This is a genomic window from Brevundimonas sp. EU05-FHT14B07, assembly GCF_058790795.1.
This window is the reverse complement of sequence record NZ_JBYTCZ010000005.1, coordinates 220,312-242,153: the sequence shown is the minus strand read 5'-3', so window position 1 is coordinate 242,153 and position 21,842 is coordinate 220,312. Positions and strand designations below refer to the sequence as shown.

At 66.6% G+C, this 21,842-nt stretch carries 23 protein-coding genes; 10 read left to right on the top strand and 13 right to left on the bottom strand.

The window, feature by feature from the left end; all coding sequences use genetic code 11:
• Positions 1-11: 11 nt before the first annotated feature.
• Positions 12-1,409 carry an OprO/OprP family phosphate-selective porin gene (locus AC3WRC_RS13535; protein WP_492304180.1) on the bottom strand — a complete coding sequence of 466 codons (1,398 nt, stop codon included), beginning with the start codon at positions 1,407-1,409 and terminating at the stop codon, positions 12-14.
• 135 nt (positions 1,410-1,544) lie between these two features.
• The gene (locus AC3WRC_RS13530) at positions 1,545-2,906 is read right to left on the bottom strand and encodes a dicarboxylate/amino acid:cation symporter (protein ID WP_055754727.1); all 1,362 of its coding nucleotides are present in this window, start codon (positions 2,904-2,906) and stop codon (positions 1,545-1,547) included.
• A gap of 205 nt (positions 2,907-3,111) precedes the next feature.
• On the opposite strand from AC3WRC_RS13530, the gene AC3WRC_RS13525 reads away from it, so the two are divergent.
• The gene (locus AC3WRC_RS13525; RefSeq protein WP_492304179.1) at positions 3,112-4,920 is read left to right on the top strand and encodes a sensor histidine kinase; all 1,809 of its coding nucleotides are present in this window, start codon (positions 3,112-3,114) and stop codon (positions 4,918-4,920) included.
• Positions 4,917-6,251, top strand: a complete 1,335-nt coding sequence (locus tag AC3WRC_RS13520; protein ID WP_492304178.1) for a sigma-54-dependent transcriptional regulator — start codon at positions 4,917-4,919, stop codon at positions 6,249-6,251. The genes AC3WRC_RS13525 and AC3WRC_RS13520 overlap by 4 nt, the downstream gene beginning before the upstream one ends.
• A 13-nt stretch (positions 6,252-6,264) precedes the next feature.
• On the opposite strand, the gene AC3WRC_RS13515 is transcribed toward AC3WRC_RS13520, so the two are convergent.
• From AC3WRC_RS13515 to AC3WRC_RS13505, 3 genes are all read right to left on the bottom strand, one after another.
• Positions 6,265-6,606 (bottom strand): VOC family protein, encoded by a 342-nt coding sequence (locus tag AC3WRC_RS13515; RefSeq protein WP_492304177.1) that lies wholly within the window; start codon positions 6,604-6,606, stop codon positions 6,265-6,267.
• 227 nt (positions 6,607-6,833) lie between these two features.
• Entirely contained in the window at positions 6,834-7,919 is a 1,086-nt protein-coding gene (gene aroC, locus AC3WRC_RS13510; RefSeq protein WP_492304176.1) for a chorismate synthase, read from the bottom strand.
• Positions 7,920-7,928: 9 nt separating this feature from the next.
• A complete protein-coding gene (locus AC3WRC_RS13505; RefSeq protein ID WP_492304175.1) occupies positions 7,929-8,663 on the bottom strand; it encodes a DnaJ C-terminal domain-containing protein in 735 nt (244 codons plus the stop codon).
• A 112-nt stretch (positions 8,664-8,775) separates the two neighbouring features.
• Here AC3WRC_RS13505 and pdxH point away from each other — a divergent pair, with 112 nt between their 5' ends.
• Complete coding sequence (pdxH, locus tag AC3WRC_RS13500; protein ID WP_492304174.1) at positions 8,776-9,450, top strand: pyridoxamine 5'-phosphate oxidase; 675 nt, start codon at positions 8,776-8,778, stop codon at positions 9,448-9,450.
• Between the two features lie 6 nt (positions 9,451-9,456).
• Here the strand turns inward: pdxH and queA are convergent, their stop codons facing one another.
• Entirely contained in the window at positions 9,457-10,542 is a 1,086-nt protein-coding gene (gene queA, locus AC3WRC_RS13495; RefSeq protein ID WP_492304173.1) for a tRNA preQ1(34) S-adenosylmethionine ribosyltransferase-isomerase QueA, read from the bottom strand.
• Positions 10,543-10,886: 344 nt separating this feature from the next.
• The gene (locus AC3WRC_RS13490) at positions 10,887-12,173 is read right to left on the bottom strand and encodes a D-amino acid dehydrogenase (protein ID WP_492304172.1); all 1,287 of its coding nucleotides are present in this window, start codon (positions 12,171-12,173) and stop codon (positions 10,887-10,889) included.
• Between the two features lie 135 nt (positions 12,174-12,308).
• Here AC3WRC_RS13490 and AC3WRC_RS13485 point away from each other — a divergent pair, with 135 nt between their 5' ends.
• From AC3WRC_RS13485 to AC3WRC_RS13460, 6 genes are all read left to right on the top strand, one after another.
• Positions 12,309-12,758, top strand: coding sequence for an Lrp/AsnC family transcriptional regulator (locus AC3WRC_RS13485; protein WP_039246401.1), 450 nt, complete (start codon positions 12,309-12,311; stop codon positions 12,756-12,758).
• 110 nt (positions 12,759-12,868) lie between these two features.
• Entirely contained in the window at positions 12,869-13,276 is a 408-nt protein-coding gene (locus AC3WRC_RS13480) for a hypothetical protein (protein WP_492304171.1), read from the top strand.
• A gap of 61 nt (positions 13,277-13,337) precedes the next feature.
• Positions 13,338-13,682, top strand: a complete 345-nt coding sequence (locus AC3WRC_RS13475; RefSeq protein ID WP_017504571.1) for a RidA family protein — start codon at positions 13,338-13,340, stop codon at positions 13,680-13,682.
• Positions 13,683-13,723: 41 nt separating this feature from the next.
• Complete coding sequence (locus AC3WRC_RS13470) at positions 13,724-15,406, top strand: lysine--tRNA ligase (protein WP_492304170.1); 1,683 nt, start codon at positions 13,724-13,726, stop codon at positions 15,404-15,406.
• A 60-nt stretch (positions 15,407-15,466) separates the two neighbouring features.
• Positions 15,467-15,856, top strand: a complete 390-nt coding sequence (locus AC3WRC_RS13465) for a hypothetical protein (protein ID WP_492304169.1) — start codon at positions 15,467-15,469, stop codon at positions 15,854-15,856.
• 77 nt (positions 15,857-15,933) lie between these two features.
• The gene (locus AC3WRC_RS13460) at positions 15,934-16,407 is read left to right on the top strand and encodes an SH3 domain-containing protein (RefSeq protein ID WP_039246408.1); all 474 of its coding nucleotides are present in this window, start codon (positions 15,934-15,936) and stop codon (positions 16,405-16,407) included.
• Between the two features lie 61 nt (positions 16,408-16,468).
• Here AC3WRC_RS13460 and AC3WRC_RS13455 read toward each other — a convergent pair whose 3' ends face one another.
• From AC3WRC_RS13455 to AC3WRC_RS13435, 5 genes are all read right to left on the bottom strand, one after another.
• Positions 16,469-17,104, bottom strand: coding sequence for a S24 family peptidase (locus AC3WRC_RS13455; RefSeq protein ID WP_492304168.1), 636 nt, complete (start codon positions 17,102-17,104; stop codon positions 16,469-16,471).
• A gap of 42 nt (positions 17,105-17,146) precedes the next feature.
• On the bottom strand, positions 17,147-17,587 hold the full coding sequence (locus AC3WRC_RS13450) for a hypothetical protein (RefSeq protein WP_492304167.1): 441 nt from the start codon (positions 17,585-17,587) through the stop codon (positions 17,147-17,149).
• A 91-nt stretch (positions 17,588-17,678) separates the two neighbouring features.
• Positions 17,679-18,029 (bottom strand): hypothetical protein, encoded by a 351-nt coding sequence (locus AC3WRC_RS13445; protein ID WP_336977042.1) that lies wholly within the window; start codon positions 18,027-18,029, stop codon positions 17,679-17,681.
• Between the two features lie 176 nt (positions 18,030-18,205).
• Positions 18,206-18,601 (bottom strand): PaaI family thioesterase, encoded by a 396-nt coding sequence (locus tag AC3WRC_RS13440; protein WP_055754741.1) that lies wholly within the window; start codon positions 18,599-18,601, stop codon positions 18,206-18,208.
• Positions 18,598-19,098 carry a PaaI family thioesterase gene (locus tag AC3WRC_RS13435; protein WP_231868676.1) on the bottom strand — a complete coding sequence of 167 codons (501 nt, stop codon included), beginning with the start codon at positions 19,096-19,098 and terminating at the stop codon, positions 18,598-18,600. The genes AC3WRC_RS13440 and AC3WRC_RS13435 overlap by 4 nt, the downstream gene beginning before the upstream one ends.
• 46 nt (positions 19,099-19,144) lie before the next feature.
• On the opposite strand from AC3WRC_RS13435, the gene AC3WRC_RS13430 reads away from it, so the two are divergent.
• Complete coding sequence (locus AC3WRC_RS13430) at positions 19,145-20,176, top strand: ligase-associated DNA damage response exonuclease (protein ID WP_066552009.1); 1,032 nt, start codon at positions 19,145-19,147, stop codon at positions 20,174-20,176.
• A gap of 3 nt (positions 20,177-20,179) precedes the next feature.
• On the opposite strand, the gene AC3WRC_RS13425 is transcribed toward AC3WRC_RS13430, so the two are convergent.
• On the bottom strand, positions 20,180-21,802 hold the full coding sequence (locus AC3WRC_RS13425; protein WP_492304166.1) for a response regulator: 1,623 nt from the start codon (positions 21,800-21,802) through the stop codon (positions 20,180-20,182).
• Between the last annotated feature and the right edge of the window lie 40 nt (positions 21,803-21,842).

Below are 21,842 nucleotides of genomic sequence, written 5' to 3'. Positions count from 1 at the left end.
GGCCTAAGGGACTAGAAGGCGGTCTGGACGCGCACGGTCGCGGTGTTCCCGTTGTCCTCGCCGGTGAAGGTTCCGGTGCGGTTGTCGACCGACCAGGCGCTCCAGTGCGCCGACACGCGGGTGTTATTGGTGGGATACCAGCTGACGCCCAGCAGCCAGGTGTCGCCCTCTCCGCCGGTCAGGCTGTCGGTGAAGTCGGCGGTGTCGTAACGACCCACGATCTCGACCGCGCCATAGCCGTCGGCGCCCAGCGGGTTCAGCACCTTGGGACGCGTCCAGGTGCCGGTGCGCGCGGACAGCGGCGGGGTTTCGCCCGTCAGAAACAGACCGGCCGACAGGCTGTAGGCGTCCTGGTCGAAGTCGCGCGCGGCGGTTCGAACCACGCGCTTGCCGCCCTCGGCCATGGCCCAGAAGGACCGATGCACACCGCCGAACTCCAGCCCCAGGCCCGAGCTGGACTTGGGATTCGCGTAGGCGCCCGACGACAGGCGCAGATTGTCGTTGCCGCGCGACGAAACCACCAGATTGCGCGAAGACAGGGTCGTGACCGGCGTCAGATCCTCGACGAAGCCCCAGCCGCCCAGATGCAGGAAACCGGCCTCGGTCTTGAAGGCCGACCAGTGGGTGCGGCCCATCACGGCGACTGTGTCGCTGGTCGTGCCGTCGCTGATGGCGTCGCCGGTCACCGAAAGTGACGCGTGCCAGACGCTGCCCGTCAGCTTGCCCATGACACCGACCCCGTAAGAGCCGCGCTCGGGACCGATGGTGGAGACCATCAGGCTGCGTTCTAGGAAGGGCGTCTGATCTTCGGCCGTGCCGCCTTCGACGCCGCGGTCGTTCAGGCGCTGACCGGCGGAAATCTCAAGGTCGCGCCCGCCCAGCTTGCGGCTGTAGGCGATGAAGGCGTTGGCGACGCTGACCGAATTGTCGGCGATATCGCCTTCGATCCAGTAGCTGAAGCCGCCGGCGATCTTGCCCTGGCCGCCCAGGCGCAGGCCGCGCAGTTCGGTCGTGGTCAGGTCGCGGTTGGGATAGTCTGAACCGAAGGTCGTCGACAGGTCTGCGGTCACCCGAATGCGCGGCTTGAAGGTGAAGGCGCCGTCGGGGCTGCGCCATTCCGGCAGGCCCGTGGCCCAGTCGACGGGCGCGGGCGTGGCCGGAGCGGGCGCAGCGGCGGTCTGGACGGGACGCGGCGCCGCGACAGGTGCGGGGGTTCCGGCGACGGCGGTCGGCGTGGCAACCGCAGCGGTGCGCGATTGGGCTTCCAGTTGTTCCAGTCGGGCCGACAGCGCCTGCACCTGTGCACGCAGGGCGGCGATTTCATCGGCGGACGGCGCCGCTTGGGCGAAGGCGGAGGTGGCGAGCGCGGCCAGGCCGACGCCGGCTGCGAGCGAGCGATAGATGGTCATGGAGATTACCGTAAGGGAAGATCGTTAAGGAGCGCCCAAATCGCGGTAAGGAGAACTGCGTAGCTTCGGTCCTAAGGGCGTCCGGACAAGGAGCAGGCGCCGTGCGGATCGCGACGGCGCCTGTAGGAAGTCGGGTCAGTCGGCGGTGACCAGGGCCTTGTCGCCGGGGCCGGCCGCCGGATCGGGCAGAGCCGCCAGCGGACGGGGTTCGCCATCCAGCGCCGCCTTCAGCGCATCGCGATCCAGTTCGCCTTCCCAACGGGCGACGACGATGGTGGCCACAGCGTTGCCGATGAAGTTGGTCAGGGCGCGGCACTCGCTCATGAAGCGGTCGATGCCCAGGATCAGCGCCATGCCGGCGACCGGCACGGCCGGGACGACCGAGAGGGTGGCGGCCAAGGTAATGAAGCCCGCACCGGTGATGCCCGCCGCGCCCTTGGAACTCAGCATGGCGACCAGCAGCAGCACGATCTGGTCCTGCAGGCTCAGGTCGATGTTCAGCGCTTGAGCAATGAACAGGGCGGCCATCGTCATATAGATGTTGGTGCCGTCCAGATTGAACGAATAGCCGGTGGGCACGACCAGACCGACCACGGACTTCGCGGCACCGGCGCGCTCCATCTTCTGCAACAGGCTGGGCAGGGCGGCTTCGGACGACGAGGTGCCCAGCACCAGCAGCAGTTCTTCCTTCAGGTAGCGGATCAGCTTGAGGATGTTGAAGCCGTTGGCCCAGGCGACCAGGCCCAGAACCCCGACCACGAAGATGGCGGCGGTGATGTAGAAGGTGGCGACCAGGGCGGCCAGATTGGCGATCGAACCGATGCCGTATTTGCCGATGGTGAAGGCGAAGGCCCCGAAGGCGCCGATGGGCGCGGCCTTCATCAGGATGGCGACCAGTTTGAAGAAGGCGACGCTGATCGATTCCAGGAAGTTCAGCACCGGCTTGCCCACATCGCCGACCATGGCGAGCGCCAGTCCGAACAGGACCGAGACGAACAGCACCTGCAGGATGTTGCCCTCGGAGAAGGCGCTGACGAAGGTGTCGGGAATGATGCCGGTCAGGAAGCCGACGATGGTCGTCTCATGCGCCTGATCGGAATATTTGGTGACAGCGCTCGCATCTAGGCTGGCGGGGTCGATGTTCAGGCCGTGGCCCGGCTGGACCAGATTGGCCACGATCATGCCGATGATCAGGGCCAGGGTCGAGAAGGTCAGGAAATAGGCGAAGGCCTTGGCGGCGACGCGACCGACCCGGCCGATGTCGCGCATCCCGGCGATGCCGGTGACGATAGTCAGGAAGATCACCGGCGCGATGATCATCTTCACCAGCTTGATGAAGGCGTCGCCCAGCGGCTTCAGGCTCTCGCCGAACGACGGCCAGAAATGCCCGATCAGGCCGCCGGCGAGGATCGCCAGCAGAACCTGAAAATAGAGATGCCGGTAAAAGGGCTTGCGCTTGGCGCTGCCGTCGTCGGCGATCGTCGGTGTGATAATCATGGTGACCTCCCAATCGTCCTCTCGGGGACGTTCAGCGATCAGGATGCGGCCGCTCTGTAACAGGCCAAAACCGAAAATGTAGGATCGGGCTGGGAGAAAAAACTCACGATTAACAACGTGTTGTCGTTTTCGAAGCTGAGACGCTTGTGCTGAAAACGAAACCGGCACACGTTGGGTTGTGTCGAAATCAGCACAAGATTAGTCCGTGATCGTCCCAGCCGCCAGACGTGAGTTTCTTGGCGTCGCGGGCATCGGCGTCTTCGTCGTCGCCGGATTGCTGATCCTGATCGCTATCATCGTCGCGGGCGATCTTGCGCGAAAGAGCGCGGCGCAGGACATCGTTCGTCAGGCGGAGGCGACACTGCTGCTCGATCAGGCTCTGCTGTCCAGCGAGCTGGACCGGCATCGCGCCACGCCCGTGGTTCTGGCCAGCGAGGACATCATTCTGGAGGCCTTGCGCGTTCCGGCGCCCGCCACGCTGGACAGGGTCAATGCCCGTCTGGACATGCTGGCGGTCCAGACCGGCGCGGCGGCCATCTATCTGCTGGACAGCCAAGGCAGGGCCATTGCGGCGAACAACTATCGCACCCCGGTCAGTTTCGTCGGCGACGACTATGCCTACCGTCCCTATTTCAAGACGGCGATGCGGGCGGGATCCGACGAATATTTCGCCTTTGGATCGCGAAGCGGCCGGCCCGGCCTCTATCTGTCCCGCCGCGTCGGCGCCGGTCGCCAGGCCGACGGCGTGATCGTGGTCAAGATCGAGTTCGACGCGGTCGAGGCCGCTTGGCGACGACAGGCGGAACAGGCCCTGGTGACGAACCGGGACGGCGTGATCGTGCTCAGTTCCGACCCCGCGCGACGCTTTAAGACGCTGAAGCCGCTGGACGCTGCGAGAGCCAGGGCCTTGCGTGACAGCCGCCAGTTCGGCGACGCGCCGCTGACGCCGCTCACCCCCGCGATCACGCCAGTGGACGACGGGCGGGTGCAATTGGGCGGCGAGATCTTCGTTCCATTGCGTCGCGCCTTGCCGGTCGAGGACTGGACCCTGCTGCTCCTGGTCCCCGTCGCCGACGCCGACCGTGCGGCGGGACCTGTCCGCTGGGCGGCGGGCCTGGCGGGCGCGCTTCTGATGGTCGTGCTGGCCTGGATCTGGCGGGCGCATCTGCGTCGGCTGGACGGGCAGCGTCAGCAGGCCGAGGTCCGACGCGAACTGGAGCTTCGCGTGGATGAACGCACCACCGCGCTGACGGCGGCGAACGTGAAGCTGAGAAACCAGATCGAGGACCGCAAACGCACCGAGGCGCGCCTGCGAACCCTGCAGGCCGATCTGGTTCAGGCCAACCGTCTGGCGCACTTGGGCCAGATCGTCGCCGGCGTGGCCCACGAGATCAATCAACCTGTCGCGGCGATCCGCGCCAACGCCGATAACGCCCTGACCCTGCTGTCGCGCGAACAGCCGGACGAGGCGCAGGCCAAGCTGACGCGCATTCAGGGACTGACCGAGCGGATCGGCGCCATCGTCGAGGATTTGCGCGGCTTTGCGCGCAAGACCCCGCCGCGCACCACAACCGTCGTCGTCGACGAAGCGGTCGAGGGCGCCCTGTTGCTGGTCACCAGCCGGATGCGCGACGAAGGCGTGGCGGTCGAACGGATGGGCGAGGCGAAGGTGTCGGCCCAGGCGGACCGCGTGCGGCTGGAACAGGTGCTGGTCAATCTTTTGCAGAACGCCTTTGAAGCCTTGGGCGATCAGGCCGATGCGCGGATCGGCCTGGACGTCTCGACCACCGACGATCTGGTTGTCATCGCCGTGACCGACAACGGACCCGGCCTGTCCAAGGCGACGTTGCGGACCCTGTTCACGCCCTTTTCGACCACCAAGCCGAACGGTCTTGGGCTGGGGCTGGTGATCTCGCGCGACATCGTCGAGGCCTTCGGCGGCAGTCTGGTCGTGGCCTCTAACGGCCGTCGCGGCGCGCGTTTCGAGGTCCGGCTCAGGAGGAACCCGGCATGACATCGGACGGCGCCCTGATCCTGGTCGTGGATGATGACGACGACCTGCGCGAGGCCCAGGTCGAGACGCTCGCGCTCGCGGGATACGCCCCGACAGGCGTGAGTTCCGCCGATCAGGCCTTGGCGCGGCTGGAGGCCGCGTCCCCGCATGTCGTCTTGTCCGACATCCGCATGCCTGGGCTGGATGGGCTGGAGTTTCACAAACGCGTGGCGGCCATCGATCCTGAGCTGCCGTTCATTCTGATGACGGGGCATGGCGATATCGACATGGCCGTCGCCGCCCTTCATCGCGGCGTGTTCGACTTCCTGCCCAAACCCTTCGGCGCCGATCGCCTGTTGCCGGTCATTCAGCGCGCGGCGCGCCAGCGACAACTGGTGTTGGAAAACCGTCGCCTGACCCGACTTGTCGAAAACGCCGAGGCGGAGGAGGCGCGCAGCGGCCTGATCGGACAGGCGCCGGCCATCGTGCGGCTGCGCGAGACGATCGCCCAGGTCGCCCGCGCGGGCGTGGATGTGCTGATCCAGGGCGAGAACGGCGTCGGCAAGGAGACGGTCGCGCGCGGTCTGCACCGCTCCAGCGCCCGGCGCGCCCGGCCCTTCGTCGTCGTCAACTGCGCCGCCCTGCCGGAGGATGTGCTCGACGCCGAACTGTTCGGGCGGTCGCCGACGTCGGGCTATGGACGCCGGATCGGTGGTCGCGTGCGCGAGGCCGACGGCGGCACCCTGTTGCTGGAAGAGGTCGAGGCGCTGTCGCCGGCGTTGCAGATCAAGCTGCTGAAGCTGATGGAGACTGGACAGATCTCGGGAGAGGACGACCAGGCCTTCAGCCTACGTTTTCTGACGACCACGCGGATCGATCTGGACGCCGCGGCGGCGCGCGGCGCCTTCCGGTCGGACCTCTACTATCGTCTAAGCGTGGTCACCCTGACCCTGCCCAGCCTGCGGGATCGGCGCGAGGATATACCGCTGCTGTTCCGTCATCTGGTGTCGCAGGCGGCCGGGCGACAGAAGAAGACCCCGCCGCCGATCGACGATGCGACCGACGCCCATCTTATGATGCGCGACTGGCCCGGCAATGTCCGCGAGCTGGCCCAGGCCGCCGAGCGCTTCGTCATCGGCCTCGACCGAAACGGCGGCGCGACCGGCGTCGCGGATGGCAGCCTGAGCGAGCGCGTCGAGGCGTTCGAAGCCCGCGTGCTGGACGAGGCGCTAAAGGCCGCCAAGGGCGATGTCCGCGCCGTGATGGCCCGGCTCGACCTTCCCCGAAAGACCTTCTACGCCAAGGTCAAACGCCACGGCATCGTCCTTGATGACTACCGCCGCGGCGATTGACGGGCTGAGCGGCTCAGCCCTCGGACCACACCGCCATTTCGGTGCCGGCCGGATCGGCGAAGTGGAAGCGGCGACCGCCGGGGAAACTGTAGGTCGGTTTCAAGATCCGGCCGCCGGCCGCCTCGACCTTGGCCAGCATGGCTTCCAGGTCATGGGCGTACAGGATGGGCAGGGGAGCCTTGGTCTGATCGGCCTGATCGGCGTCGAAACCGCCGTCCAGACCCTGATCGAAGGCGGCATAGGTCGGGCCGTAATCCACGAAGGTCCAGCCGAACGCCTGGCTGTAGAATTGCTTGGTCGCGGGCAGGTTGGCGGCGGGCAGTTCGAGGTAGTCCAGCTTTCCGTCTTCACGCACGGTTGATCTCCTGAGTTGGGCGCCACCGGCCCCTTGTCTTGCACGCGCCCTCGACATGCGCAAACCTGCAAACGGTTCGCATTTGCAGGAATCGAGCGATGATCGTGATGACGACAGGCCTGTCGGCCCTGATGGCCTTGATGCGGTGCGAGGCGCGTCAGACCGAGCCGCCGCCGAGGCTCGAGACCGATCGCGCAAACCCGCTTCCGCCCCGACCCAGGCCCTGATCAACCGACCTGGGCGCGATGCCTCAGATGCGCGTCGGCCAGCACGCAGGCGGCCATGGCCTCGACCACCGGCACGGCGCGCAGGGCGACGCACGGGTCGTGACGACCCTTGGTGCGAAGGTCCTTCTCTTCGCCGTCGCGGGTGATCGTCTGGCGTAGGGTCAGGATGGAGGAGGTCGGCTTGAACGCCACCCGCGCGGTCACCGGCTGGCCCGTCGAAATCCCGCCCAGCACGCCGCCCGCCTTGTTCGACAGGAAGACCGGCTGCTTGTTCAGGTCCAGCCGCATCTCGTCGGCGTTCTGTTCTCCGGTCAGTTCGGCGGCCTCGAAGCCCGCCCCGATCTCGACCCCCTTGGCCGCATTGATCGACATCAGGGCTGCGGCCAACTCGCCGTCCAGCTTGCCGTACAGCGGCGCGCCCCAGCCCGCCGGAACGCCCGTGACCTCCAGCGCGACCACGGCGCCGACCGACGACCCGGCCTTGCGGATGCCGTCCAGATAGGCCTCCCATGCGGGCACGACCTCGGCCGAGGCGGCGAACAGCGGATTGCCGCCGACGGCGTCGAAATCGATCTTATCCAGCGCGATCCGGTGCGGGCCGATCTGCACCACGCCGGCGCGAATCCTGATCCCGTCGCCCAGCACCTTGCGCGCCACGGCCCCGGCCGCCACGCGGCTGGCGGTCTCGCGCGCCGAGGATCGACCGCCGCCCCGGTGGTCGCGCACCCCGTATTTGGCCTGATAGGCATAGTCGGCGTGCCCCGGCCGATAGGCGCGGGCGATCTCGCCATAGTCCTTGGACCGCTGATCCTCGTTCTCGATCAGGATCGAGATCGGCGTGCCCGTCGTCACCGGCCCGTCGCCGTCGTCGAACACGCCCGACAGGATGCGCGCCGTGTCGCTTTCCTTGCGCTGGGTGACAAAGCGGCTGCCGCCCGGCTTCCGCTGGTCCAGCCAGGGCTGAAGATCCGCCTCGGTCAGGGGGATCATCGGCGGGCATCCGTCCACGACGCAGCCGATCGCCGGCCCATGGCTCTCGCCCCAGGTGGTCACGCGAAACAGATGGCCGAAGGTGTTGTGCGACATGGCCCCGACTTAGGCCGCCAGACGCTCCTGCGTCCAGACCCGCGTGAACCGCACCAGCAGGTCCTCCGCCGCCGAGGGAACATCGGACGACGGCTCCAGCGTCACGAACAGATGGCCCGGCGGCCGCGATCCGCGCGCGGGCAGGCCCAGGTCCTTCAGCCGCACCCGCACCGGTGCGGCCATGTCGGCGGTGATCCAGGCCGAGCGCGTGCCGACGGGGGTCTCGATCTCCACCCGCCCGCCGTCGGCCATCAGGCGACGCTCGACGGCCCAGGTCATGAACAGATCGTCGCCGACGACCGACAGCCCGTCCTCGGGCCGGATCAGCACCGACAGATAGAGATCGCTCCCGTCCGCCGCCCCGCGCTTCAGCCGCAGGTGATCGCCGCTGCGCAGGCCCTTCGGCGCCGTGACCCGCACCGTGCGCGCGCCCAGCCGGACCTCGACCTGACCCCCGGCCAAGGCCTGCATCGGCGACAGGACCAGAACCGGCATCGGCGCGGGCCGCGCGGCGGGCGCCGACAGGGCGGGGCGAGGGGGCTGGTGCGCCTGGATCAGCCGATAGGCCGCGATCACGCGCCGGAACCGCTCGGCGTCCCCGCCGGCCTGATCCGGCCGCGCCGCCTTCACCGCCGTGCGGAACGCGGCCTTCAGCGTCGACGCATCGGCATCCCCATTCAGGCCCAGGATCGACAGGGCCTCGCGGACGCCGGACACATCTGAAATCGAAACAGGCGCGCTCATGCCGTCACCGTTCGCGCATCAGGGTCAATGGGCGGTTAACCCCCTGACGGCGACACGCCCGTTTTTGACCGCGATCATTCCCAGCTGCGCCTGCACGGACTACATCATTCGCATGACCGCATCCGTGATCCCGCCCAGCCCGTCGCGTGAGGAATACGCCCGCGACTATGCCGCCGCCCTGGCCGCCAATGGCGACGAGACCATCTTCGGCCGGCCCGAACCGATCGGCCTGTTCGTCGAATGGCTGGCGGACGCAAGGGCGCACGAGCCGAACGATCCCAACGCCATGACCCTGTCGACCATCGACGCCGACGGCCTGCCCGATGCGCGGATCGTCCTGCTGAAGGACGTCGATGCGCGGGGCTTCACCTTCTATTCGAACAGCGAGAGCGCCAAGGGCGTCGAACTGGCCGGTTGCGCGGCCGCCGCCCTGACCTTCCACTGGAAATCCCTGCGTCGCCAGGTGCGGGTGCGCGGCGCGGTCGAGCCTGTCACGCCGGCCGAGGCCGACGCCTATTTCGCCAGCCGCGCGCGCGAAAGCCGCATCGGCGCCTGGGCCTCGGACCAGTCCCGCCCCCTGTCGGATCGCACCGTGCTGGAAGAGGCCGTGGGCCGTGAAACCGCGCGCTTCGATGGTCAGGAGGTGCCGCGCCCGTCCCACTGGACCGGCTGGCGCGTCGTGCCGCGCTCGGTCGAGTTCTGGCGCGATCGCCCGTTCCGCCTGCATGACCGACTGCGTTTCGACCGCGACGGCGAGGCCTGGCGCTCGGGCCGCCTCTGGCCCTGACCGCCATCAGTCGCGGAACAGCAGCGATCCGTCGCCGTAGGAATAGAAGCGATAGCCGTCGGCGACCGCATGGGCATAGGCCGCCTTCATCGTCGCCGTGCCCGCAAAGGCGCTGACCAGCATGAACAGCGTCGATTTCGGCAGGTGGAAGTTGGTCATCAGCACATCGACCGCCCGGAACCGATAGCCCGGCGTGATGAAGATGGCCGTGTCGCCGTGGAACGGTTTGATCTCTCCGTCCTCGGCCGTCGCGCTTTCCAGCAGCCGCAGGGAGGTGGTGCCGACGCAGACGATGCGCCCGCCCTTTGCATGGACGGCGTTCAGGGCGGCGGCGGTTTCAGGCGACACCTCGCCCCACTCGCTGTGCATCTTGTGGTCGGCCAGGTCGTCGGCCTTGACCGGCAGGAAAGTGCCGGCCCCGACATGCAGCGTCACCGCATGGGTCGAGACGTCCTTGGCTCGAATGGCGTCCAGCAGGGCCGGGGTGAAATGCAGCCCCGCCGTCGGCGCCGCAACCGATCCGTCATGCTCGGCGAACACAGTCTGATAGTCCGACCGGTCGCGGTCGTCCTCGGGCCGTTTGGCGGCGATATAGGGCGGCAGGGGCATGACCCCGACATCGCGGATCGCATCGTCCAGCGCCGGTCCCGCCAAGTCGAAGGTCAGGGTGATCAGCCCGTCTTCCCCTTTGGTCGTCACCGTGGCGTCCAGCCGCCCCAGGTCGCAGGCGGCGTCGCTCGCGTTTCCAAAACGAACCCGATCCCCCGGCTTGATCCGCTTGCCCGGCTTCATGAAGGCGGACCAGACGTCGGGCGCGTCGCGGTGGTGCAGCGTCGCCTCCACCTCGACCGTCAGGGTTTCGCCCTCGGCCCCGATCCGCTGACGCACGCCCGACAGACGGGCGGGAATGACCCGCGTATCGTTGAACACCAGGGCGTCGCCCGGCTGCAGGAAGTCCGGCAGATCGCGAATGACCCGGTCTTCCAGCGCGCCGCCTTTCACCACCAGCAGCCGTGCGGAATCGCGCGGATCGGCCGGGCGCAACGCAATACGGTCTTCGGGCAGGTCGAAATCGAAATCGGCGGTCTTCATCGCGCGCTCTATAGGGGGCTCCGACGCGCCGCGCCACGCTGCGGCGCCCCGCCAGCGCATCGTCGGCGCCCCGCTGTCTGATTTCCAACGGGTTTTCGCCCCCGAGCGGCGTCTAACCGACCGCGCTCCGGCCGCGTGCTAGACTGGCCGTGGATCTTTGACAGCGTAAGTTCAGGCGGAATGGACGGCGAAATCCCGCCTGCGCCTCACCCGGATGATGCCGCCGGATTAGACGAATTAGACACTTTAGACGGTGAATTCCCGTACGCGGCCCAAGGCCCACCGGCGCGCGATTAGACGAACTAGACTCTTTAGACGGTAAAATTACCCGCCGACGTCTGATCTCAGCTGTAGCCCGGCGCAAACGCCCCGGCCCAGGCGCCATAGCGGTTCAGCGACAGGTCGCGTGTCTCGATCTCGGGCGCCTTGCCGTCGACCATGTCGGCCAGAACCCGCGCCGAGCCGCACGCCATGGTCCAGCCCAGGGTGCCGTGGCCGGTATTCAGATAAAGCCCCGGAACCTTGGTCGCGCCGATCACCGGCGTGCCGTCCGGCGTCATTGGACGAAGGCCCGACCAATAGCTGGCGCCCGCCAGGTCGCCGCCGCCGGGGAACAGGCTGCCGACCGAATGGGCCAGGGTCTCGCGACGCAGGGCGGGCAGGGTGTTGTTGTATCCCGACAGCTCGGCCATGCCGCCCACGCGGATGCGGTCGCCCAGGCGCGTGATCGCCACCTTGTAGCTCTCGTCCATGACGGTGGAGACGGGCGCGCGGTCTTCGTTCACGATCTTGGCCGTGATCGAATAGCCCTTCACCGGATAGACCGGCAGATCGAGACCCAGCGGCTTGGCCATCATCGGCGAATAGGAGCCGAGCGCCAGGATCACCAGATCGGCCGTCATGGCGCCCTTGCTGGTCATTGCGCCGGTCGCGCGACCGTCCGTCATCGTGATCGACTGGATCTCGGTCCCGGTGTGGAAGACCACGCCGCGCTCCGCCGCCAGCTTGGCCAGGGCGTTGGTGAATAGGAAGCAGTCGCCGGTCTCGTCATGCGGCAGGCGCAGACCCCCGACGAAATCGACGTCGGAGGCGGCCAGGCCCGGCTCGGCCGCGATACAGCCCGCGCGGTCCAGAACTTCGCACGGAACGCCGGCGGCCTTCAGCACATCGACGTCCTTGTGCACGTCGGCCAGCTGCTTTTCCGTGCGGAACAGCTGCAGCGTGCCCTGCTGGCGACCGTCATAGGCGATGCCGGTCTCGCGGCGCAGCAGGTCGATCTGGTCGCGGCTGTATTCGGCCAGACGCACCATCCGGCTCTTGTTCAGCGCGTAGCGGTCGTGGGTGCAGTTGCGCAGCATGGCGATGGTCCAGCGCACCATAGCCATGTCCAGACGCGGCCGCACGATCAGCGGCGCGTGGCGCATCAGCAGCCACTTCATCGCCTTGACCGGGATCGACGGCGCGGCCCAGGGCGCGGAATAGCCCGGCGAAATCTGCGCGGCGTTGGCGAAGCTGGTTTCCAGCGCCGGACCGGCCTGCCGATCCACGACCGTGACCTCATGCCCGGCCTGGCTGAGATACCAGGCGGTGGTGACGCCGATGACGCCCGACCCAAGCACCAGAACCCGCATGTGACGTTCCCAAGCCCAATGTTGTTATTCGTCGCAAGCTAGCGCCGCATGGATCGACGATCCTGCCTGTTTGCGCAACGATCGGTCGCTGATAGGAGTCTTACGCAATAATCTGCGGCTAAATGGCGGAAACTTGTGTCCCTGCTTGATCCCCTTGACCAGCGCCTCCTTCAGCGGCTCCGCGCCGATGGGCGCATCAGCAATGCGGACCTGGCCTCCGCCGTCGGTCTGTCGCCTTCCGCCTGCCTGCGGCGCGTGCGCCGGCTGGAAGAGCGCGGGGTGATCCGGGGCTATGCCGCCGTCCTGGCCAACGACAGCGACGACGGCGTCGTCGCCTATGTCGAGATCACGCTGGAGAAGCAGACCGACGACCACATGCGCCGGTTCGAGGCGGCCGTCCGCAACCACCCGGAAATCCGCGACTGCTATCTGATGGCGGGCGAGGCCGACTACATCGTCCGCGCGGTCGCGCCCGACATCGCCGCCTATGAGGTGATCCACAAGGACGTCCTGTCGCGTCTGCCGGGCGTGTCGCGCATCCACTCCAGCCTGGCGATCCGCAACGTCCTGGCGGCGCGCGGGTGAAGCGGGCTGAACCTTCCGGCCCGGTCGGGTGTTGTGGCGGCATGAAAGCCCTCGACCTCCTCCCGTCCGCCCTCATAGGCGCTGTCGCCAGCGCCCGCTCCATGACCCCGATGGCGGCCCTCGCCGCCGCCGAACTGGCGCACAAGCCCTTGCCCGGCCGCGTCTTCCTGCTGAACCGGCCGCTGTTCAAGTTCGGCGCCCTGGCCATGGGTGTCGGCGAACTGCTGGGCGACAAGATGAAGACCGCGCCCGATCGCACCGTCTTCCTCGGCCTATTGGCGCGGGTCATGAGCGCGGGCATCGCCGGCGCCGCCCTGGCCCCTCGCGGCAAGGAGAAGCTGGGCGCCGGCCTGGCGGTCGGCACGGCCGTGCCGCTGGCCTATCTGACCCTTTCGGGGCGCAAGAAGGCCATGGCCCGCATCGGCCAGACCAAGAGCGGCCTGATCGAGGACGCCTTGATCGTCGGCGCCGGCGCATTGGTCGTCGGCCTGACCGTCTCGCGGTTCAACCGCCGCTAGCCGCTCGACAGCCGGGCCCCGGCGGCGATAGGTGAGGGACGTTTCGAAGGACCCTTAGCCCATGATCACCCGCATCCAGCCCGGCGCCCGCATGAGCGAGGCCGTCGTCCACGGCGACACCATCTATCTGTCGGGCCAGGTCGGCGAACCCGGCGACGACGTGGCGACGCAGACCCGAACGGCGCTGGCGGAGATCGAGGCCCTGCTGGCCGAAGCCGGCAGCGACAAGTCCAAGATTCTGATGGCCCAGATATGGCTGGCGGATATCGCCGACTTCGAGGCGATGAACGGCGTCTGGGACGCCTGGGTCGACACCGCCAACCCGCCGGCCCGCGCCACGGGCGAAAGCCGGCTGGCTTCCCCCGACTACAAGGTCGAGATCATCGTAATCGCCGCCAAAGCCTGATCGCGGTTGACCGGGCGGGATGCAGACTGCAAACCGCCGCCATGCTTCAGAACCTCGAAACCCTCGCCCGCGAGGCCAAGTCCTGGCCCTTCGAACAAGCCCGCAACCTGCTGGCGCATGTTCTGAAGAAACGGCTGGGCGAGACCGAGCGAGCCGAAGCGCGCGCCCTGATCGACGCCGGCAAGGCGGATGAAGCCCTGGCGGCCTTTCCCGCCTTGCAGCGCCCGGTGATCCTGGAGACCGGCTATGGCCCGTCGGGCCTGCCGCACATGGGCACCTTCGGCGAGGTCGCCCGCACCACCATGGTGCGCAACGCCTTTCGCGCCCTGACCGGCGACCACTGGCCCACGCGCCTGATCGCCTTCTCCGACGACATGGACGGCCTGCGCAAGGTGCCGGAGGGCGTGCCGAACCCAGAGATGCTGCGCGAGGACCTGCATCTGTCCCTGACGCGGGTGCGCGATCCCTTCGGCACCCACGACAGCTTTGGCGCGCACAACAACGCCCGCCTGCGCGCCTTCCTCGACAGCTTCGGCTTTGACTATGAGTTCATGTCCTCGACCGAGACCTACAGATCGGGCCGGTTTGACGCGACGCTGCTGACGCTTCTGGAACGGTTCGACGCGGTCCAGGCCATCATGCTGCCGACCTTGGGCGAGGAGCGCCGCGCCACCTATTCGCCCTTCCTGCCCGTCAGCCCGATCACCGGCCATGTGCTGCAGGTCCCCACCCTGGCGCGCAACGTCGAGAAGGGCACGATCACCTTCGAAGACCCCGCCGGCGAACCGGGCAATCGCACAGAAGTGCCGGTCACGGGCGGCCATGTGAAGCTGCAGTGGAAGCCCGACTGGGCCATGCGCTGGGTCGCGCTGGATATCGACTACGAGATGTCGGGCAAGGACCTGATCGAGAGCGTGCGTGAAAGCTCCAAGGTCTGCCGCGCCCTGGGCGGCACCCCGCCTGAGGGTTTCAACTACGAGCTCTTCCTCGACATCGAGGGCAAGAAGATCTCCAAGTCCAAGGGTAACGGCCTGACGATGGACGAGTGGCTGCGCTACGGCACGCCCGAGAGCCTGTCGTGGTACATGTTCCAGTCGCCGAAGTCGGCCAAGAGCCTGCACTTCAACGTCATTCCGCGCGCCATCGACGACTATCTGGCCTTCATCGAAAGCTACAAGACCCAGGAGCCGGCCAAGCGGATCGACAACGCCGTCTGGTCGATCCATGCGGGCGATCCGCCGACCCATACCTCGCCGGTGTCGTTCGCCCTTTTGCTGAACCTGGTCGGCGTAGCCAACGCCTCGACCAAGGACCAGCTGTGGGCCTATTTCGCCAAATACCTGCCCGAGGCGACGCCGCAGAACGAGCCGCTGCTGGATCGGCTGATGGGGTCGGCGCTGAACTATTACGAGGACTTCGTGAAGCCCTCGAAGTCGTATCGCCTGCCCGACGACAAGGAGAAGGCGGCGCTGCTGGACCTGGCGGAAAGGCTGAAGGCCCTGCCGGCGGACACGACCGACGGCGAACTGATCCAGAGCGAAGTCTATGCCGTCGGCAAGGCGCATGAGTTCGAGCCGCTGCGGGCGTGGTTCGGCGCGCTCTACGAGGTGCTGCTGGGCGCCAGCCAGGGGCCGCGCTTCGGTTCGTTCGCGGCCATCTACGGCCTGCCGCAGACGATCGCCCTGATCGAAGCGGGCGCAAACGGAGAACTGGCGCAACCTTGACCTTGCGTCAGGGTTGTTGCGTGATGCCCTCCTAAAGGGACGTAGCCGGGGGAGGCGAGGTTGCGTTACGAGATCGACGAGGCGAACAGGGTCCTGATGCTCGACCTGGTTTCGGCCGGGTCAGCCGACCGCGTGCTGAAAGCCACGGTCGATCTGATCACGCAAAGGTCTGAGCTCTGCAGCTGGGACTGGATCGTCGAATGCGAACCCATGACCGACGATGCCACGGTCCAGCATCTGGCGAAGCTGGCTGAGGCCTGGGGGCCGCCGCCGCCGGTCGAGGCGGTGACGGTTTTCGTAACCCACGACCGCATGCTCCATCTGTGGGCGCGCGTGCTGGACTTCCAGTTCGTGCGCCGGAAACACTTCATCGAACGCGACATCGATATCGCCAGACGATTTGTCGCCCGCCGCCAGTCCGCGCGCATGGCCAAGATGAACGGAAAATAACGGCGAAGCTCCGGGAGCCTTCAGGTTCGTCCGTGCATTCTCTCGTCATCGGCAAACGCGCTGACAGGAGAAGAGTTATGTCGAACAAGATTTTCAAGACCGGTCTGGCCACCGCTGCCGCCTTGGCCGCCATGGTGACCGCCGCCCCGATGTCCGCCCAGGCTCAGGCCAACGGCGTGACCAACTGTGACGCACCTGGCGGTCGCCAGCGTGCGGGCGCTCTGATCGGCGCCGTGGTCGGCGGCGTGGTGGGCTCGAACCTCGCTCGCAATGAGCGTACGGCCGGCACCATCGTAGGCGCGGGCGCCGGCGCCGCCGCCGGTTCCTATATCGGCTGCAACCAGCAACGCGCCCGTGCGGCTTCGGCCTCTAGCGGCGCCCAGTATCGCGCTTCGTCGAACCTGCGCATCCGCAGCGGCCCCGGCACCAACTATCGCCAAGCCGGCACGCTGTCGGCCGGTCAGCCCTTCACCGCCATCGGTTCGCAAGGCGAGTGGGTGCAGATTGCAGGCGGCGGTTGGGTGAATGCCCACTACGTCACGGCCAACTGAGTTCAGTTCGCCGCTAATCGAAAGCCCCGTCCGGCTCGCCGGGCGGGGTTTTTGCTGCGCGTTACTGGCTGACCCAGAGGATGCGGGCCATCCATTCGATCTCGCGTCGGGGCACGATCCTTGGCGGGTAGTCGGGATTGATTGAGGCCAAGGTGACGGCGCGGCTGGTCAGGCTGGTGACCTCCTTGGCCACGGTTTCTCCGCTGGTCAGGCGGGCGACGACGCGGTCGCCGCGCCGTACCTGCGTCGCTTCCTGATCCACGATGACGCGATCGCCTTCGCGATAGAGGGGCGACATCGAATCGCCCGTGATCTGAAGGCTGAACAGGGTGTCCTTGGCGCGCGGCAGGTCGGTCTGATCCCAACCTTCACCGACCGGCAGGCCAGCGTCGTCGAAGAAGCCGTCCTGACCCGCCTTGGCCAGACCCAGCAAGGGCACGCTGGTGGGCTCCTCCGGTGCGTCTTCGGCCAACACCGCAAACTCCGACAGCGACAAGCCCGTCGCCTGAAGCACCAGCGTCATGCTCTCGGTCGATGGCCAGCGTGGACGCGGAGGATCGCCGGGCCCGAAGCGTTTTGAGGGATTGAAACTCGTTGCATCCAGACCGGCCCGCCGCGCCAAGCCCGACGGCGACAGCCCTTCACGCCGCGCCAAGGCATCGACGGCTTTCCAAAGCTTGGCATGGGATAGCGGCATGATCTTCCAGCAACCGATTCGTCGCGAGAATACGATCAGGCTTTAGGAATTTCTACCTACCAGCATCGCCGCACGGCGCTCTTGCCAAGCATAGAATGTGCCGATGACGATGCAGCCGATAATGAGATAACCGTTGAGATTCATAACTGTGATCAACGATCCTAGCAGCACAGGTTGTTTGGCGAGCATCATGACGTGAGCCATCACTGTGATCAGTTGGATGCCGCTTGCCCACACGGGCCACGATTGTCGATAGCGCCAGGCAACACCGACGAAGACTATCAAAACAGCAAGATCGATCAGAAACAAACCGGCAGGCAGGCCGCGAAAGCCGCTGTTTTCCTGCAAGATAATGGATGCGAACCAAGCAAACAAATAAGCCCCGGCACCCATTCTTTCAGCAGGTCCACCCTTCATGAAGGCAAACAGAGCCATGCCGACCATGAACACGGCGCCCACAATCGCATAGACGATATTGACCATAACAAAATCGCCCCCACGCAGAATACGTGGGGGCGATAATGAACGAAGTCAGATCAAACTGAAATCTCGGCAAGCCAAGCTTACCAAGAATTCACGCGACGCGATGAAGGTGCGTCGGCGTCAGGGCCGATTTGGGGTCGAGCCAATCGTCGGGCTTGGCGATCGGGCCAGCGGCGTAGGTGCCGAAGCCGAGGCGGCGGTGATCTTTTTGCAGCTCGGCGTGGCAGGCCACGATGGACTCACGCGCGGCCGAGAGGGCGGCGATCGTTTCCATGGCCTTTGCTTGCGACATCGTGCCGGAGACCGGCGACAGCGACAGAGCGGCGCGAGCGCCGATGAAGGATTGAACCAGCGTGGTCGCCTGGGTGATCGCGGCGTCGATCGCGAGTTCGGTGGCATGCAGATCGCCAGCAACGCTGGTGACGACTTCAGTGCGGTCCATGAAAGCCCCTCAAAGACAGGTTTACAAGAACCGTATGGTTATCACGTCTTAACCCTGTTTGGTAGAGCAATCTTTACCATATCGGCAATCGCGCGTTGAAGCGACGCCGTAAGCACGGCGTTAAAACCCAATGAGAGCAAGAAATCGGCGCGAATCAGCGCGCTAGTGCGCAGTGATCAGTCCTGGTTGTCCAGCAGGAAGTGTGCGGTAAGGGACGCAATAGGCTGTTGACGTTCTTCCTGCCAGGCCTCCGCGTGCACATGGGCGACGCGACGACCCGCCCGGCTGATGCGAGCACGCGCGAAGACGTCGATCGGTCTGCCGGTGCGCAGATAGGCGACCGTGACATTGATCGGGCGGGGCAGTCGCGGACCAGGAAAGCTGAGCGCAACCTGAGCCATCGCCGTCATTTCCAGAAGGGCGGCCGTCGATCCGCCATGCAGGGCGGGCAGCATCGGATTGCCGATCAGCTTGTCGTCGAAGGGCATGATGACGGTGACTTCGTCGCCGCTGACCAGGGTCTGAAGGCCAAGAAAGCGGGCGTAGGGCATGCCGTTCAGGATGTCGGTCATGCCGCCGCTCCTTTTGCATGGGGCGCCCGCTCGCGGGTCTGGTTGAGGATATAGGCGGCTTGCGCTGCGGCGACCGGATCGGCGGGATCGTCCTCGAAGGCCCAGGCGCGCACGAAGGCGATGCTGGGCGTCAGCCGGTAGCACAGGCCCTGGGCCAGCAGGTCCTGACGCGGTCTTGCGGCGCGCATGTAGTCGACGCGCAGATCCAGGGTGGCGATGGGCTGGAAGGCGTCCATCGCGGTCCACACGGCCAGGCCGCCGATATGATCCAGCAAGGTCGTCACCAGCCCGCCCGCGAAGACGCCGCTATCGGGATCGCCGACCAAGTCCTCGCGCCACGGCACGCGAATACGGGGCTCGCCATCGTGCAGGCCGTCAAAGCTGAAGCCCAGGGCGCCGGTGTGGGCGGCGCCGGCGGCCAGTTGCGGCAGGATGGTGGTCAGGAAACTCTCATGCATCGTGCGGGCTGAACCTGTTGCGCCGATTTTCGGGGTCATCCTCTATGGGGCGGCGACCCGACGGCGTCGAGAGCGTTACCGCAAGATGATCCGCCCCGAAGACCTGCTGCATCCCACGCCCGCCGGCCTCTACTGTCCGCCGGGAGATTTCTACATCGACCCGGTTCGGCCGGTGGATCGCGCCGTCATCACGCATGGCCACGCCGACCATGCGCGCGCCGGTCATGGGGCGGTTCTCGCGACGCGCCAGACCCTGGCGATCATGGCTGAGCGCTATGGCGCGGATTTCACGCTGCAGCCCCAATCGGTGGAATACGGCGAGGCGACCGCGATCAATGGGGTCGATCTCAGATTGGCGCCCGCCGGCCATGTGCTGGGTTCTGCCCAGGTCGAGGTGCGCTGGAAGGGGCTGATCATGGTCGTGTCCGGCGACTATAAGCGCCGCCGCGATCCGACTTGTGCGCCGTTCGAGCCTGTGCCGTGTCACGTCTTCATTTCGGAGGCGACGTTCGGCCTGCCGGTCTTCAGCCATCCGCCGGCAGAAGAAGAGGTGGGGCGGCTGGTGCGGTCGCTGGGGCAGTTTCCCGAGCGGGCGCATCTGGTCGGCGCCTATGCGCTGGGCAAGGCGCAGCGGATCATCCGTCTGCTGCGCGAGGCTGGATGGGACCGCACCATCTATGTCCACGGGGCGCTGGAGCGGCTGAACGCCTTGTACGAGAGGGAAGGGGTCGATCTGGGCCCGCTGGCCCCGACCCGTGATCTGCCGAAGAATGCGCTGGGCGGCGAGGTCGCCATCGCACCGCCATCCGCCATCCAGGATCGATGGGCGCGTCGGTTCGCCGATCCGGTCACGGCCTTTGCTTCAGGCTGGATGGGGGTGAAGGCGCGGGCGCGGCAGCGCGGCGTGGAACTGCCGTTGGTCGTGTCGGATCATGCCGACTGGAACGAACTGACCGCGACCTTCACCGAGATCAAGCCGGAGGAGATCTGGATCACTCACGGCCGCGAGGAGGGTTTGCTGCGCTGGGCCGAGATCAACGGGCAAAAGGCGAGGGCCCTGCGTCTGGTCGGCTACGACGAAGAGGACGAAGAGGCGCTGGACGTTCGTCCGGACTGAGGGTCAGGCGACGGCGCGACCGGACAGGTCCTGGTCTTGTGCGTCTTCGTGAGCGGCTGAGATGGCGGCGTTCATCGCCATACGCAGGCGTTCGGGCTTGATGGGCTTTTCGACGACGGCGGCCATGCCGATCGACAGATAGTGTTTGGCGTCTTCGGGGTCCGCATTCGCGGTCAGGGCCACGATCGGCACGCGGCCTACGGCGCCGGGCAGGGCGCGAATGGCCTGAGTGGCCTGAACCCCGTCCATCCGGGGCATCTTGATGTCCATCAGGACCAGATCGTAGCGGCTCTCCTGAACGGCCTGCAGCGCCTCGAGGCCGTCCTCGGCCAGTTCGGAACTGCAGCCGAACATCTCGCACAGCGCCTGGGCGACGACGCGGTTGGTGGCGTTGTCGTCGACGATCAGGATGTGCGGCGCGGATTTCAGGTCGAGGCCCGACAGATCCGACACATTCGATTGCGCTTCCGCCTCGACCACGGCGCGGGGCGCGGTCAGGTCGAAGGCGAAGGTGGCGCCGCGGCCCTTGTTGTTCTCGGCCCAGATGCGGCCGTCCATCCGGTCGATGACCTGACGACAGATCGACAGGCCCAGGCCGGCGCCGTCGGGGCCGGAACCGTGAACGAAGGGCTCGAAGATGGAATCGACCCGATCCGGCTCGACGCCCGGGCCGTCGTCGCGAATGCGGGCTTCCATCCGAATACGGTCGCCCTCGACCCAGGCCTTGAGGCCCGCTTCGACCACGCCGTTGCGGGCGAACTTCAGCGCATTGCCGATCAGGTTGTTGAACACCTGCTTCAGGCGCACGCCGTCGATAACGGCCGCCAGTTCGGTGTCGCCTTCATAGCCGACGAGCAGGGTCACGCCGTCCTGAGAGGCGCGCGGCTCCCACATCGACTGGATGTCGTCCATGACGGCGCGCAGGGCGGTTGGCTCGGTCTTCAGTTCCAGTTCGCCGGCCTCGGCCTTGGACAGGTCGACCGCGTCCTGGAGGATGCGCAGCAGGGTCTCGGATGAGTCGACGATGGTCTGGACGTGCGCCTGAGCCGCCGTATTCAACGGCTGGCGGCGCAGCAATTCGGCGACGGCTAGGACGCCGTTCATGGGCGTGCGCAGTTCGTGGCTCATGATGGCCAGGAACTGGCTCTTGGCGCGGGCGGCGGCGATGGCCTGGGCGCGGGTGTCGCTGAGGATCGCGGCCTGTTCGGCCAGTTCCGCATTTTGCTCGCGCTGACGCGTGTTGACGGCCTGCAACAGGGTTGCGGCGGTGCCTACGCCCCAATAGGCGCCGTTCTTGGTGACGATGAAGCCGCGCAGCAGGGCGGCCGGACCGCCCTTCAGCATGATGTCGCAAAAGGCGTCGATGCGGACGCCGGCCTCGACCACGGCCGGCTCGGCATCCATGGCGAAGGTGATGGGGCGAAGGTCGTAAAGAGCGTGGCCGAAGCGGGCGGCGATTTTCTGAAGGAAGGCGGTGCGTTCGACCAAACCGACGGGACGGTCGCCATCGACCACGGGAATGACCAGCGTATCCGGCTCGCATTCAAAACGCGCCAGAACCTCGCAGCCGAGAGTCGTCGGCGCAACCGGCTTTGGACGCTCGGAAAGGGTCTCGATGGTCGGCATACTGCCTGGAACTCCTACTCATTGTGAGTAAAAGCCCAAA

Coding starts and splice junctions, on each gene's coding strand:
- AC3WRC_RS13535 (WP_492304180.1), bottom strand. CDS start 1,409: ATGACCATCTATCGCTCGCTCGCAGCCGGCGTCGGCCTGGCCGCGCTC.
- AC3WRC_RS13530 (WP_055754727.1), bottom strand. CDS start 2,906: ATGATTATCACACCGACGATCGCCGACGACGGCAGCGCCAAGCGCAAG.
- AC3WRC_RS13520 (WP_492304178.1), top strand. CDS start 4,917: ATGACATCGGACGGCGCCCTGATCCTGGTCGTGGATGATGACGACGAC.
- aroC (WP_492304176.1), bottom strand. CDS start 7,919: ATGTCGCACAACACCTTCGGCCATCTGTTTCGCGTGACCACCTGGGGC.
- AC3WRC_RS13505 (WP_492304175.1), bottom strand. CDS start 8,663: ATGAGCGCGCCTGTTTCGATTTCAGATGTGTCCGGCGTCCGCGAGGCC.
- pdxH (WP_492304174.1), top strand. CDS start 8,776: ATGACCGCATCCGTGATCCCGCCCAGCCCGTCGCGTGAGGAATACGCC.
- queA (WP_492304173.1), bottom strand. CDS start 10,542: ATGAAGACCGCCGATTTCGATTTCGACCTGCCCGAAGACCGTATTGCG.
- AC3WRC_RS13490 (WP_492304172.1), bottom strand. CDS start 12,173: ATGCGGGTTCTGGTGCTTGGGTCGGGCGTCATCGGCGTCACCACCGCC.
- AC3WRC_RS13480 (WP_492304171.1), top strand. CDS start 12,869: ATGGCGGCCCTCGCCGCCGCCGAACTGGCGCACAAGCCCTTGCCCGGC.
- AC3WRC_RS13475 (WP_017504571.1), top strand. CDS start 13,338: ATGATCACCCGCATCCAGCCCGGCGCCCGCATGAGCGAGGCCGTCGTC.
- AC3WRC_RS13470 (WP_492304170.1), top strand. CDS start 13,724: ATGCTTCAGAACCTCGAAACCCTCGCCCGCGAGGCCAAGTCCTGGCCC.
- AC3WRC_RS13460 (WP_039246408.1), top strand. CDS start 15,934: ATGTCGAACAAGATTTTCAAGACCGGTCTGGCCACCGCTGCCGCCTTG.
- AC3WRC_RS13455 (WP_492304168.1), bottom strand. CDS start 17,104: ATGCCGCTATCCCATGCCAAGCTTTGGAAAGCCGTCGATGCCTTGGCG.
- AC3WRC_RS13450 (WP_492304167.1), bottom strand. CDS start 17,587: ATGGTCAATATCGTCTATGCGATTGTGGGCGCCGTGTTCATGGTCGGC.
- AC3WRC_RS13445 (WP_336977042.1), bottom strand. CDS start 18,029: ATGGACCGCACTGAAGTCGTCACCAGCGTTGCTGGCGATCTGCATGCC.
- AC3WRC_RS13440 (WP_055754741.1), bottom strand. CDS start 18,601: ATGACCGACATCCTGAACGGCATGCCCTACGCCCGCTTTCTTGGCCTT.
- AC3WRC_RS13435 (WP_231868676.1), bottom strand. CDS start 19,098: ATGACCCCGAAAATCGGCGCAACAGGTTCAGCCCGCACGATGCATGAG.
- AC3WRC_RS13430 (WP_066552009.1), top strand. CDS start 19,145: ATGATCCGCCCCGAAGACCTGCTGCATCCCACGCCCGCCGGCCTCTAC.
- AC3WRC_RS13425 (WP_492304166.1), bottom strand. CDS start 21,802: ATGCCGACCATCGAGACCCTTTCCGAGCGTCCAAAGCCGGTTGCGCCG.